The sequence below is a fragment of the Mesorhizobium loti genome, assembly GCF_003148495.1.
Taxonomy (GTDB): Bacteria; Pseudomonadota; Alphaproteobacteria; order Rhizobiales; family Rhizobiaceae; genus Mesorhizobium; species Mesorhizobium loti.
This window is the reverse complement of sequence record NZ_QGGH01000022.1, coordinates 40,143-53,038: the sequence shown is the minus strand read 5'-3', so window position 1 is coordinate 53,038 and position 12,896 is coordinate 40,143. Positions and strand designations below refer to the sequence as shown.

Below are 12,896 nucleotides of genomic sequence, written 5' to 3'. Positions count from 1 at the left end.
CATCCCCGGCAGCAGGAAAATGATCTCTTCCATTCGCATGCGTAACAACCACCAGTCGCTCCTATCGGACCGAGATATGGCGACGACGGCCCAGAGCCGTTCCGTAGAGTTCCAGGTGCCTATCGACGTAAAGCGACAGCGAGAAGTTCTCCATGACCCGGCGACGCGCCTGTTGGCCCAGAGCGCGGCGCTCGGCCGGCTCAAGGCGGACAAGGCTGATCAGCCCGGCGGCCAGTGCATCACTATCCCCCGGTAGGACGACCACTCCGCTGTCACCGACCAGCCAGCCGGAGTCGCCGACTGCCGTGACCACCGCCGGTACGCCACTTGCCATCGCCTCGCCGACGGCAAGGGAAAAGGCCTCGCCCCAGGCTGAGCAAAGCGCGTAGACATCGAAGCCCGGCATGAGGTCGGCAACGTCACTGCGGATGCCCGGCGTTGTAATCCGGTCGTCTATGCCGAGCTCGCGGGCAGCAACCCGCACCGGGCCGTCGACATGCCCCTCCCCGATAAACACGCCCTGAACATCGTACCCCTGCGCCAGGACACGGCTGATGGCCCGGACCAGGCTGATCTGGTCCTTCATGGGATGAAACCGGGCCACGTGGCCGATGATCAGCCGTTCGGCCGGCAAGCCAAACAGGCGGCGCAATTTCGAACCGGCATCGGCCGAGGGAGAGAATTGATCACAGTCCGTGCCATTCGGGATAACCACCCTCCGACGCGGATCAAAGCCCAGACGCTCGTGATCGTCGGCGGCCACGCGTGAGCAATATGAAATCGCGCTGGCGCGACCCGACAGACGGGCAGAGAGCCGGATCAGATGGCGCGTTAACGGCTTCTCGTCGGCGAGATCGCGAACTGTGTGATGGATGCTCCAGATTACCGGCGAGAAATTGAGCCCCAGCACCGAGCCGAGCGTTGCCGCGAGGTTGCCGTGATACATCCATCCATGAAGAAGATCAGGGGCGGCCCTGCTTACTGATCGCGTCAGCCGAACGACATCGCGCGGCCGCGGTCGTTCCGTCATGCTGAGCGACACGAGCCCCGATTTTGTATGCTCCACCTGTGCGGCCAACGGCCCGGGTGAAAGCAGCGATAGAACCGAAGACGAGAAGCGGTTTTGGTCGACCCGGCCAAGAAAGCGGGCGAGCATGACCTGGGCGCCGCCAACGTCGAGACTGGTGATTGTGTGTAGAACACTTGTGTGCACGCAAAGCTTCCCAGCTGCCTGCGGCGCTCCGTCACGAGGAAGCGTTCAATCGGCCGACAGTATCCAGCCGCACCATACGTTGGTTGCGGCCGACATCCAGTTAGCCAAATTGGGTGGGCACGAGACCGAAGGTTATCACTGCTCCACCAAAGGTATGACTCATGGTCCTCGCGCAGGTGTCGCTAGGGTCTTCACAGGAAATTACTGTGGTGGGCTTCCATGGCGTCTTGTTGCAATGCGGCGCGGAGCGGGCGATCGATAGGCGCCTGGGTCGGTATCCTTGTGAAGGCGTTAGGGACTGCAGGGATTGCGGTTACCGCGATTGCAACGATCCTGGCTTGCCATAGTGCTGCCTGGGCCGCGGCGAACGATGACTACAAGCTCTCGGTCGGCGATGTGGTGTCGTTCGACTTCATCGACGATTCGCTCCCTGCCGAACAGCTGACGGTAGCCAGTGATGGCGCAGTCAACATTCCGCTGATCGGCAGCTTCGAGGTTGGCGGCCTGACGGTCCCCGACGCCTTGAACCATATCCGTAAGGCGTTCATCGATCGCGAGTTCTTCAATGACCCGCATATAGCCTTGGCGGTGGTCAGCTTCCGTCCAATTTTCGTCCTTGGGGACGTCAAGGCGCCGGGCTCGTTTCCATATCAACCAGCACTGACTGTCGAGCAGGCAGTGGCGCTTGCCGGCGGCCAATCGACTGGCGGAGCCACTGCCGAGGACCGCGTCGTGACGCGCGCCCGGTTGCGCGGAACTCTTGACGAAAGCGTGGTCCAGATCGCCAAGGAAGCAATCGCTGCTGCGCGCATCAAGGCCCAGTTGGCAAACAACGACAAGATTTCGGAACAGGACCTGCCACCAAAGGTCAAAGGCCTCCTGACTCCCAGTTTGATCGCAACGTTGCTTCCTACGGACCAGCGTCTACTTGAAACAGACCAACACGCGCTGACCACACGTCGCAAGCAGCTCACGGCGGGGATCGACGAAGTGAACGTCGCCCTCGCCAATATTCAACAGCTTTCGGAAATCCAGAAGACGGTGATCGCTTCGGCGCAAACTGATCTCGATCGCATCAGGGCGCTCAACAAAAAAGGTCTCGTCACAATTACAGACCTGTCGAACGCCGAGCGCGAGACGACCACGCAACAGTCGCATCTGCTCGAAATCTACAATCAGGCATCGACGACGCGTCGGGAATTGAGCCAGCTACAGCGCGACCTGGACGATGCCACCCTGACCTGGACCCATACGGCGCTGACGGAGCTCCAAACCCACAACTCCGAGATCGAGCGCCTGATCACGGTTCGCGAGTCCACCGAGGAACAGATCCTGCTATTGAGTTCGCTGGCCTTGGACCAGCCACGCACCAACAACACCATCGCGTTCACGTACCAGATCCGCCGCAAGGCAAATGGCCAGACCACCACAAAGGTTGTCACCCTCGACGATCCGGTCGCGGCCGGAGACACGATCCTGGTGTCGATAAACCGTGTGGACGACGCCTTGAACATGGCAAACCGTCCAGTCGCAACCTTGGCGGCTACCCCTCCCATCCAGGCCGGTCCGTCCCAATGATCGGCTTGAGCAATCCGATAGCCCGGCCCGCCGATCGGGCTGCGCGAGTGCCGCTCGGCCGGGCGATGCCCAGCAGGATCGCATCGGTAGTGCTTTTGGTTCTCAGCCTGCCGCTATGGATCGTGGCTGCCGCGGTTGTCTGGCTGAGTGTGGGCCGTCCGCTATTCTTCCGGCAGACTCGCAGCGGGCTGGGAACTCGTCCCTTTGTCATCTGCAAGTTTCGAACGATGCACGAGAGGCGAGATGCAGATGGCGCGCTGCTCCCTGACGCTTTGCGTGAGACATCTGCCACTCGGTTGATGCGCGCCATCCGTATCGATGAACTGCCTCAACTTCTCTCCATAGCCACAGGCGATATGGCGTTCATAGGACCGCGCCCGTTGCTTCCGGCCACCGTCGCCGAGTTCGGCGAGTTGGGGCGCATTCGCAGTACGGTCCGGCCCGGCCTGTCCGGCTGGGCACAGGTGAACGGCAACACTCGCCTCACCAACAATGAAAAGCTGGCGCTTGACCTCTGGTATGTGCGCAACCGCAGCCTGTGGCTTGATCTGCAGATACTGGTTCTGACCGTCCTGGTGGCACTGTTGGGCGAACATGTTGACCGCCGCCATGTCGATCACGCTCTGAAGGCGATGCCCGCCGGGACGGTTCGGTCATGAGCCCAGCCCTTGGTCGAATCCTGGTGATCGCGCCGCATCCTGACGATGAGGTCCTGGGGTGTGGCGGCACGATAGCCCGGATCGCTGCCGAAGGCGGGGAAGCCCATGTTGCAGTGGTTACGCGAGGCTGCCCGCCTGCCTTCACGGAAGAGATGACGCAACGGGTTCGCTGTGAGGCAAAAACGGCCCATGCCTGTTTGGGCGTACGACAGACGCATTGGCTTGATCTGCCTGCGGCGCAGATCGCCCAGACACCACACTCGACCGTCAACGCGGCGTTGCAGGCTCTGCTGCAGGAGGTCAAGCCGGACACGCTGCTGATCCCCTTCGTCGGCGATGTGCATATGGATCACCAACTGATCTTCCTGTCGTCGCTGGTCGCGGCTCGTCCCACCCAGGCTCACTACCCACGGACGATCATGGCCTACGAGACGGTGTCGGAAACGAACTGGAATGCACCCTATGTCACGCCGACCTTCGTGCCGAATGTCTTCATAGACATCGAATCGACACTCGACCGCAAACTCGAAGCTGCGTCGATGTTCGGTTCGCAGATGAAGAATTTCCCGCACGAGCGTTCGATCGAAACATTACGGGCGCTGGCGATTGTCAGGGGCACGGCTGTCCATCTGAGGGCGGCCGAGGCCTTTGTCCTTCTGAGAAATGTCATGTGAATTCTAGGAGTGCTCCAAGATGAAACGCTGGCCGATTTACGATGAAGAACAGATAGCCGACGTTGTGGATGTTCTGCGGTCTGGCCGGGTGAACGCCTGGACCGGCGACCATGTGAAGACATTCGAACGAGCCTACGCGCGCAGCCTCGGCCGACGCCATGCGGTGGCGCTGGCCAATGGTTCCCTCGCGCTCGATCTTGCAATGAAGATCCTCCATATCGGCGCCGGCGACGAGGTCATCGTAACGCCCCGCAGTTTCGTCGCATCGGCCGCTTGCGTCATGTTCGCGGGCGCAACACCTGTCTTCGCGGATGTCGACCCGACATCGGGCAATCTTTCCGCTGAAACGATCGCGCCGAAGATAACAGCGCGAACAAGGGCGGTCATTGTCGTCCATATCGCCGGATGGCCGTGCGACATGGCGCCGATCATGGAGCTTGCAAAGCGCACTGGCATCAAGGTCATCGAGGATTGCGCTCAGGCGCATGGAGCCGAATACAACGGACGACCGATCGGCTCCTTCGGTGATATTGCGGCGTTTTCGTTCTGCCAGGACAAGATCATCACGACCGGCGGCGAGGGCGGACTTGTCACCATGGACGACAGGAAATTGTGGCTCGCCGCATGGAGCCTGAAGGACCACGGCAAGAACTACAATGTGGTCTTTGCCCCTCATCGGCCGACCGGGTTCCGCTGGTTGCACGACAGCGTCGGCACGAACTGGCGCATGACGTCCATCCAGGCCGTGCTTGGTTTGCGGCAGCTCGAACGTCTGCCAGACTGGGTTCGCCAACGCGAGCGCAACGCCAACATCTGGATAAGGACGCTTGCCGATTTGCCGATGCTACACACGCCCCAGCTCGATCCGGCTCACAGGCATGCCTGGTACCGATGCTATTTCTATATCAAGCCGGAGATGTTGTCTTCGGGATGGTCGCGGGACGAGCTGATTGCGGCCGTCAATGCGGCCGGCGTTCCATGCTTCTCGGGTAGCTGCTCCGAGATTTATCTGGAGCATGCCTTCGCGGATGCCGGCGTAGCGCCGCCCGAACGACTGCCAGTCGCGCGGCAGATGGGTGAAACGAGCATCGCGTTCCTGGTCGACCCGTCCTGGACGATCGAGGAGACTACGGCGGCAGCGTCGACGACGCGCTCCATCCTTGTTGCGGCTTCGCGCCAGCTCGAGGCGGCTTGATGAACGAGCTTGCGATCCGGAAAGATGGAGACATTCCAGCGTCTTCTTTTGGAGAGCTGAAATTGGTGCCGCCTTCAGCACTACAGAACCTTACCCTCCCTCAAGCAGAAAGGACGCTGCTCGGGTTCGAATTGCCGACTGTGGCCCGACTCTATCAGCAGATGATCCTCATCCGGCTCGTCGAGGAGCGCCTGCTCGAGCTTTTTTCCCAAGGTCTCCTGTTCGGCACGACGCACACATCCATTGGACAGGAAGCCAATGCGGTGGGGGTGATCAACGCTCTTGACCGGGATCGCGACATTGTCTGGAGCAACCACCGCTGCCACGGTCATTTCATTGCCTACTCGGGTGAAGTCGAAGGCCTGATCGCCGAGATCATGGGGCGTGTAACCGGTATTTGCGGAGGACGCGGCGGCAGTCAGCATTTGTGTTTCCGCAACTTCCACTCGAATGGGATCCAGGGAGGCATAGCACCCGTGGCGGTTGGCTGCGCGCTGGCACGAAAGGATGAAGGCGCCGTGGCAGTGGTTTTCCTTGGCGACGGCACGATGGGAGAGGGAGCCGTTTACGAGAGCTTGAACCTCGCTTCGGTTTTCGGTGCCCCCGTGCTTTTTGTGGTCGAGGACAACGAAATCGCCCAAACCACCCCAAAGAATCTCACCGTTTCCGGGTCGATCATCGCCAGAGCTGAACCTTTCGGCATCCGCACGTTCGCTTATGACGGCAATGATCCAGTCGAAATATGTGAGCTTGCCCAAGAGGCTGTGGGCTATGTCCGCGCCGAGGGCCGCCCGTGCTGGCTCTATTTGCGGACCGAACGGATTGGTCCCCACAGCAAGGGAGATGACACCCGGCCGGCCTTGCGGCTTGAGCAGGCTCGAGCCCGGGATCCGATCCCCCCGATGCGCCAGCGCGTCGCGGATTTCGAGGAGATCGACGCCTTTTGTCGATCTACCGTGGACCGCGCAGTCGAATCGGCAGCTGCGGCTGCCATGGCGAGAGGCTGACCCATGCGCGTCGTCGAATCGATCAATCGCGCGCTACACGATCTTATGGAAGCCGATCTCCAGCTGGTGGTCATGGGTGAGGACGTCCTCGATCCCTATGGCGGTGCCTTCAAAGTCACCAAGGGCCTGTCCACGGCCTATCAGGATCGTGTCTGGACCACACCGATCAGCGAGGGCGGCATTGTAGGCATGGCGACGGGCATGGCCCTCAAGGGCAGGCCTGTTATCGTCGAACTCATGTTCGGAGATTTCATCGCCCTTGCTGCCGACCAGATCATCAACCACGCAGCCAAGTTTCGCTGGATGTACAACGATCAGGTTGAGGTGCCCATCATTATTCGCGCGCCCATGGGTGGACGGCGCGGCTACGGGCCGACGCACTCGCAAAGTCTGGAAAAGCATTTTTGCGGCGTGCCAGGCCTCACGGTGTCTGCAACGCACGAGTATGCGGATCCGGGTGCGCTTCTGCATCGGGCCCTCGCGTCTCGGTCCCCTCACCTGATTATCGAAAACAAGGTCATGTATTCGAGGCCTGTTTTCGGCGCAGCCGCCCTTCCACGCCCGCCGGATGCAGACATCGTGATCCTGACATATGGGGGTTGCGTCGAGCACGCGGTTGCCGCCGCAAAAAAGCTCGTCGAAGAGGAGGAAATTGCGACCACCGTGGTGGCCGTTGAACAGCTGTCGCCCTTTCCTTGCGAGGATGTCCTAAGCCAGGTCGGCCGCTGCAGCCGCGTTGTCGCCGTGGAGGAAGGCTCTCCCGGCTGGGGCTTCGCGTCCGAATGCGCTCGCGCTCTGATCGGTCGGGTCAGGCACTTCAGCGCATTGGCCGGACCGGACCACCCCATTCCCTCGAGCCGCGAATGGGAGGATGATCTGCTGCCAGGCGTGGACGCCATCCAGGCGGCCTGCATCGATCTGTTCAAGAAGGGCTAAGCTTTCATGAGTGTGCTTGTCGAAGCCCCGCGGGTTAACGCCAACGAGGACAATCTTCAGTTGATCGAGATCAGGGTCGTGCAGGGTGAGAGCGTAGAGCAAGGAGCTATTCTCTTTGTCGTTGAGACCACGAAGGCTGCCGTCGAGGTTGAGGCCCCCCAGGCAGGGGTTATCGGCCGGCTCGACGTCAACGTCGGCGATTTCGTCGCTGTCGGCTCAACACTGTGCGAAATCGTCAACGAAAATGCGGACGCCGCATCCGGAATGGCCAGCCCGGCCGACATCGCGGTCAACGAGATCGCGATTACGGCCAAGGCCCGCAAGGCCGCGTCCGAACTCGGGGTCGACCTGGCGGATGTCAGTCCCTCCAACGGCCGCATCGGCGAAGCCGAGGTGCGCGCGGCGGCCAGCCGCCGATCCGGGGCCATAGCCGCAGGATCGGACGGAGCGCAGTCCGTCGTCCCATCCGCGTCCATGCGGCGGGCTGTTATCATCGGCGGCGGCGGCCACGCCGCCTGTTTGATCGATGCTCTCGATGGGTCCGGATACGACATCCTCGGTTGTACCGATCAGGCTCTGCCCGTTGGCCACCAGGTCTGCGGCGGCATTTCGGTGATCGGTACGGAAGAGAGCCTGGAGCGTCTGCTTGCCGAAGGCACGCGGTACGCCTTCATCGGCATCGGCGGAGCCCAGTCAAGCGAGACGAGGCGAGCAATGTTTGAACGCGCCTCGGCCATGGGCTTCGTTCTGCCGCCTGTGATCCATCCATCCGCGATCGTCTCCAGGGCGACCAGGATCGGGCATGGCTGCCATATCCTGGCCGGCGCCAGCATCGGTCCGCGCTGTACGATCGGCAACAACGTCATCGTCAATCAGGGGAGTATCGTCTGCCACGACAGCATCGTGCAGGACAATGCGCACCTGACTCCGGGCGCCATCCTCGCCGGCGCGGTGAGCGTCGGGACCATGACTGTCGTGGGAATGGGCGCTACGGTGCTGCTGGGCGTCCAGATCGGCTCCGGCTGCCTGATCCACAATGGCGCGCACATCACCGCGAATGTCGGAGACGATACCATCGTTGACGCTCAGGGCCGCCGACATCTCCGCTAGATCCCATCGCGGTATCAGACGCCTTGTCGAAGAGCTCTTGCGAGCAACGGCACGAGCGTCATGGAACCCGGAATGCTAAGGTGATGGCTGTCAAAATACAGCGGTTTGCCATCCATCATGGCAACGCACCGATTGTGCGGACAAAGTGCCTGTGTCGGATATATGCGAATGAGGCCGACATGCCGGCCGAGCCTGTTCAAGATGCCAAATGCGATCTGCTGTCGTTCCCGATAGAGGCCCTCGGGCATATTGAAGCTGGACAGGTCATGGCCCTGCGCAACGAGCCGGGCAGCCGTAGAGGGGACGTCATAACCCACCTCCGGGACAGGATAGACGATGACCACCTTTTTCCCGGCCTGCAGCAGCCGACCCACGGTTCTCCTTAGAGATGTTTCGAACGCGTGGCGCGCCTCGGTGGAGAATCGGTCGAATTGAACGCCATCCCGATCCTGCAACTGCGGCAGATTGCCGTTTCGTTCTGCTGGTCCAAGTTCGATCGCGCGCCCCTCGAGGTAGAGAGACCATCTGGCAGCGATTATGACCGTCTTCAGCTCGGGACGGCTGAGTGCGTACCTAAGCCGCAGATCATTTCCTCGGATGCAATTTTGGTCCGTTCCGACGCCCAGGAGAGGAGGACAGCGGGGGGTCGCGCCATAGACCGTGCTGGCGCCGTGTGCGGCCAGGTCGGACATCGCACCGAACATCGCCCCCGCGTGAGAATCTCCCCATAGAAAGATCCGGGCATTTGCGGATGAGCCTATCGTACAGGGGGAATTTGCAGCGAGCTGAAGCGACACGTTCGCGCATTCATCCGCTTCAGGGTTGGCAGACAAAGCATAGCTGGACAACACATTCACATCTTTGGAAAAGCGCGTCGGCCAGCCGTTATCAAGGTAGATGACTGCGCCGGTGATCGCCACGGCGACGATGGCCAAAGCGCCCCCAGCCAGGACCGGTAACCGGCGGGCTGCCCGCGCCGGGAGCTCGATGTATCGCCAGGATATGAGCGCCATCATGAACGAGACAGCCACCAGAGCGGCTGACTGAAGAGAACCGAGCTCATTGATTGCCAGATAACCAACCAGGACAATCAGGGGCCAATGCCAAAGATACAGGGAATAGCTTATCAGCCCCACACCGACGAATGGCTTCGTTGAAATCAGCCGCGTGAGCGAGCAACTCGCGTCACTGCCTCCGTGAATGACAAGGGCAGCGCCAACACATGGAAGGAGTGCCGCGACGCCGGGGAATGAAGTCACATCGGAATAGCTCAGCACGGCAATCGTGATCAGCAGCAATCCGGCCGCCGTCGCCATTTCGCACTGCCAACGCTTGGCGAGGCGTGGGAAGACTCCAAGTGCCAGAAGGCTGCCCAACAGCAACTCCCACGCCCTGAACGGAGTGAGGTAAAAGGCGGCGGCAGCGTCGTACTGCATCACCGCTACAGTTGCGAGAAACGAAATTCCTGCAGCGCTCGCCAGGAGAAAGCGGACATTGCGAAGGCCCAACCACCAAATGGACGCCAGAAACAGAGGAAACAGGATGTAGAACTGCTCTTCCACCGCCAGTGACCAGGTGTGGATGAGTGGCTGGTCGTAGGTTTCCCCGTCAAAATAGCCCGTCTTCAGCCAAAACCCGATGTTGGACGAGAAGAGAGCCGTCGCGACGGAGTTGCGACCGAAGCGTCTGAAGTCGTCGGGCAAGAAGATGAAGGCGCATGCGAGCGTACAGACTGCCAGCATGACGAACAACGCGGGAAAAATGCGGCGTATACGCCGCTCATAGAAGTGCCAGACCGAGAACTCGCCCGCTTGCAGATCCCTGGCGATCATTTGGGCGATCAGATAGCCGGAGATGACAAAGAAAATGTCGACACCGACATACCCGCCGCTGAACATGGTGAAACCGGCGTGGAACAGCACAACCGAAACGACGGCGATGGCGCGCAAACCATCGATGTCGGGTCGATAGGTTGGTGTCGCCAATGCTGTATGGTGCGGTGCTGGGCGCGAGGGTTTTCGACAGTCCAACATCACGCCTGCAGCGAGGCTGTGCGGATGAGCCTGAGAGTGTGACATACCGATCCTGTATAACGGCACTCTTGCGCCGATGTGCGCCCGCCATAAGGGGTAGCCTGCGGCTTAAATCGTACTAGGTTTGCAGTCTAAATTGCGCCTGGAACAGCAGGATGCGAGCAGATCGAAGAATTTCCCCCGCGCGCAACTGTTCGAGGCAATCAGGGTGCCTGGGTTGCGGTTCGGCTCTCTCCAGCAACGAGGATGACGCCTGCGTCGGCGTCGGGTGCCGCAGGCCGCTATTTGATCATCCGGTGAAGGTTTCTGTGGCAGCCCACTACTTTTGGGCAGGGGTGTCCTTCGAATTCCCAAGCAGTGCGAAACCTGGATTGATGTAGGGTAGCGGTCTGCGGGGTCCAATTTGAGGCTCAAATGGCTGTTGTGCATCCCCATCCTCGGAATTCATCGGATGCGCAGCATTTTCTGCGCGAAGCCTCCGAGAAGCCAACTTCCGACAAGTCATTCAATGTGGCTGCGCACGGGCTTCGCGGGGTTGCTTCGCTGATGGTGTTCTTCGCGCATCTCCTAGGGGGCACGGCGGAGCACATCTACGCCTCGAATTCGGCCTATGTCGCTGCCATTGGCCCCTTCTGGAATTTCGGCACCTTCGGGGTGTGCCTTTTCTTCGCCATCAGCGGCTTCGTTATCCTTCCGAGTGCGCTGCACTACAGTCCGCGTGAGTTTGCTGCCCGACGGTTCCTGCGCGTCTATCCGCTGTTCTTCGTTCTCAGCGTGCTGTACGTCGCGCTGAACGCCGCAACGAACCTTTATCCCGACACCAACAATTTCACCGCAATTGTCGCGGGACTGACGTTCCTGAATCTTTTCACCCACACAGAGCAGCTGACGCCGAATGCCTGGAGCCTGACCTTCGAGGTCTGGTTCTATGTGTTTACCGGCGCCTTCGTGTTCCTCGCGATTCATCGCCCCAGCAAGCTCGGCATCGCCGTTTTGAGTCTGCTTGCAGCGTTCTTTATCGCCAGATACCCGATCGCCTTGTATTTCGTCGCGGGCGGGCTGATCCGACTCGCCTTCGATCGATATGAATGGGTGCGTGTTGGTCACCATCGGCTCGCCGAGAGCGCGGCCCTGGCAACTTGTGTCCTTCTATCCGCCCGCGGCCACTACGATTATCACTGGTCCGATTTCCAGAATGCCGAAGTGCCAGTGCTGGTCGCCGCGACAGCGCTGTACTTCTGCCTTGCGGTGTCGCGAAACAGCTTGACGGCGCTGGTTCTCGGCAATCGGCTTCTTCGCTACTTCGGAACGGTCAGCTACAGCCTGTACCTAGTGCACCCCTATACCTATTTTCTGACCCGCTCCATCTTTTCGCACGCTCACCTCTTCACCGCCAACGTCGTCGTCTCGATGGGCGCCTTCGTTGTGGTGGCGAGCGCGATCACGTGGATACTCACGCATTTCGCGAACCGCACCCTGGAGCTATGGCCCTATGAGTTCGTCTATCGTCAGAAGATCTACCGCTCGACATCGCAGCCGAATGCAGTCCGGTCGTGGCTTGGCTTAGGGACCAAACGATTCGCATGGCCGCGAGGGTAACGCCGTCGCTGCGCAGTCCATGGCACAACTGATTAATCGTCAGACTTGGACAGCAAATCCGTCAACCGGGACAAATCGGGCACATAAAGCTCTTTTGCGCGGCGCAGCACTATCCCGACACTCTGCAGGTAGCTGAGTTCGCGGGCTACGGCTTCGCGATGCGTGCCGATGCGATTGGCCAAATCCGTATGCGTGGGAATAGGAGAAATCACAGCCGAACCGTCATTGTCGATATGTTCGACACATAAGCGCAGCAATTCGCTGTGCACGCGCGATCGAACGCTGAGCGTCGAGAGCTCGACGATATGCTCGACAAGCGCATGCTGGCGTTCGACCAACATTTGGACGATGGCCTGAAGCGCCTCGGGATCGTTCTTGACAATATCCAGGAAGGCCCGATTTCCGATGGAGGCGATGGTGCATGGTCCCGCGGCTTCAATCGAATAAGGCACCACAAGAAGATCACCGCTTAACGCCACTCCATTGACGAGGGATCCCTGGTGGGCTGACGGGAGCCAGACTATCTTGCCTGTACGGGTATAGACAGGGAAGCGAAGCTCGCCCGTCAAAAGAAAAAAGACTCGATCGACCCTTTCACCGGCCGGGATCAAGACATCACCGTCTTCAAGGTGGAACCAGTGACAGCGGCGGTTCATCTCGGCCAGCGTGGAAGGACGAACAGCGTGGAAATGCTCGATATCGCTCAGATCCGGGTTTTGTGACGTGTTTCTATCGGCTGCGGGAGTGGCCTCCCTCTCCGTCTGCGAAGCCGAAAAACGATCGGACGGTTGTTTCACTTCTCCTTGCCCCCTGCAAAATGTCGAGTCGTACGCAGGCCCTCTAGATCGAGGGCCTGCTGACGCCAACCGGCATCGTTGCCGCGGGCAAAAAA

11 protein-coding genes are annotated in these 12,896 nt (G+C 60.2%); 8 read left to right on the top strand and 3 right to left on the bottom strand.

The window, feature by feature from the left end; translation table 11 throughout:
* Positions 1-61: 61 nt before the first annotated feature.
* Positions 62-1,213, bottom strand: coding sequence for a glycosyltransferase (locus C8D77_RS34930; protein ID WP_281277074.1), 1,152 nt, complete (start codon positions 1,211-1,213; stop codon positions 62-64).
* A 219-nt stretch (positions 1,214-1,432) separates the two neighbouring features.
* Here C8D77_RS34930 and C8D77_RS34925 point away from each other — a divergent pair, with 219 nt between their 5' ends.
* Genes C8D77_RS34925 through C8D77_RS34895 form a run of 7 tightly spaced genes read left to right on the top strand, consistent with a single transcriptional unit; the run spans position 1,433 to position 8,372 of the window.
* Positions 1,433-2,791 carry a polysaccharide biosynthesis/export family protein gene (locus C8D77_RS34925; RefSeq protein WP_109672183.1) on the top strand — a complete coding sequence of 453 codons (1,359 nt, stop codon included), beginning with the start codon at positions 1,433-1,435 and terminating at the stop codon, positions 2,789-2,791.
* On the top strand, positions 2,788-3,450 hold the full coding sequence (locus C8D77_RS34920) for a sugar transferase (RefSeq protein ID WP_109672181.1): 663 nt from the start codon (positions 2,788-2,790) through the stop codon (positions 3,448-3,450). The genes C8D77_RS34925 and C8D77_RS34920 overlap by 4 nt, the downstream gene beginning before the upstream one ends.
* Positions 3,447-4,124 (top strand): PIG-L deacetylase family protein, encoded by a 678-nt coding sequence (locus C8D77_RS34915; protein ID WP_109672179.1) that lies wholly within the window; start codon positions 3,447-3,449, stop codon positions 4,122-4,124. Before C8D77_RS34920 ends, C8D77_RS34915 begins: the two co-directional genes overlap by 4 nt.
* A 19-nt stretch (positions 4,125-4,143) precedes the next feature.
* Positions 4,144-5,319: a DegT/DnrJ/EryC1/StrS family aminotransferase gene (locus C8D77_RS34910; RefSeq protein ID WP_109672176.1), complete on the top strand. Its 1,176-nt coding sequence runs from the start codon at positions 4,144-4,146 to the stop codon at positions 5,317-5,319.
* A complete protein-coding gene (locus C8D77_RS34905; RefSeq protein ID WP_109672173.1) occupies positions 5,319-6,326 on the top strand; it encodes a thiamine pyrophosphate-dependent dehydrogenase E1 component subunit alpha in 1,008 nt (335 codons plus the stop codon). The genes C8D77_RS34910 and C8D77_RS34905 overlap by 1 nt, the downstream gene beginning before the upstream one ends.
* Positions 6,327-6,329: 3 nt before the next feature.
* Positions 6,330-7,262 (top strand): alpha-ketoacid dehydrogenase subunit beta, encoded by a 933-nt coding sequence (locus tag C8D77_RS34900; RefSeq protein WP_109672171.1) that lies wholly within the window; start codon positions 6,330-6,332, stop codon positions 7,260-7,262.
* A 6-nt stretch (positions 7,263-7,268) separates the two neighbouring features.
* Positions 7,269-8,372 carry a NeuD/PglB/VioB family sugar acetyltransferase gene (locus tag C8D77_RS34895; protein WP_109672168.1) on the top strand — a complete coding sequence of 368 codons (1,104 nt, stop codon included), beginning with the start codon at positions 7,269-7,271 and terminating at the stop codon, positions 8,370-8,372.
* Positions 8,373-8,386: 14 nt separating this feature from the next.
* Here C8D77_RS34895 and C8D77_RS34890 read toward each other — a convergent pair whose 3' ends face one another.
* Positions 8,387-10,357, bottom strand: a complete 1,971-nt coding sequence (locus C8D77_RS34890) for an acyltransferase family protein (RefSeq protein ID WP_170136910.1) — start codon at positions 10,355-10,357, stop codon at positions 8,387-8,389.
* A gap of 462 nt (positions 10,358-10,819) precedes the next feature.
* Here C8D77_RS34890 and C8D77_RS34885 point away from each other — a divergent pair, with 462 nt between their 5' ends.
* Positions 10,820-12,004, top strand: a complete 1,185-nt coding sequence (locus C8D77_RS34885; RefSeq protein ID WP_109672163.1) for an acyltransferase family protein — start codon at positions 10,820-10,822, stop codon at positions 12,002-12,004.
* 32 nt (positions 12,005-12,036) lie between these two features.
* Here the strand turns inward: C8D77_RS34885 and C8D77_RS34880 are convergent, their stop codons facing one another.
* Entirely contained in the window at positions 12,037-12,801 is a 765-nt protein-coding gene (locus C8D77_RS34880; protein ID WP_146211866.1) for a Crp/Fnr family transcriptional regulator, read from the bottom strand.
* Positions 12,802-12,896 lie beyond the last annotated feature (95 nt).

What these genes read in the sequence shown, in the direction of transcription:
- C8D77_RS34925 (WP_109672183.1), top strand. Translation starts at nt 1,433, where the DNA reads ATGGCGTCTTGTTGCAATGCGGCGCGGAGCGGGCGATCGATAGGCGCC.
- C8D77_RS34895 (WP_109672168.1), top strand. Translation starts at nt 7,269, where the DNA reads ATGAGTGTGCTTGTCGAAGCCCCGCGGGTTAACGCCAACGAGGACAAT.
- C8D77_RS34920 (WP_109672181.1), top strand. Translation starts at nt 2,788, where the DNA reads ATGATCGGCTTGAGCAATCCGATAGCCCGGCCCGCCGATCGGGCTGCG.
- C8D77_RS34900 (WP_109672171.1), top strand. Translation starts at nt 6,330, where the DNA reads ATGCGCGTCGTCGAATCGATCAATCGCGCGCTACACGATCTTATGGAA.
- C8D77_RS34885 (WP_109672163.1), top strand. Translation starts at nt 10,820, where the DNA reads ATGGCTGTTGTGCATCCCCATCCTCGGAATTCATCGGATGCGCAGCAT.
- C8D77_RS34910 (WP_109672176.1), top strand. Translation starts at nt 4,144, where the DNA reads ATGAAACGCTGGCCGATTTACGATGAAGAACAGATAGCCGACGTTGTG.
- C8D77_RS34915 (WP_109672179.1), top strand. Translation starts at nt 3,447, where the DNA reads ATGAGCCCAGCCCTTGGTCGAATCCTGGTGATCGCGCCGCATCCTGAC.
- C8D77_RS34905 (WP_109672173.1), top strand. Translation starts at nt 5,319, where the DNA reads ATGAACGAGCTTGCGATCCGGAAAGATGGAGACATTCCAGCGTCTTCT.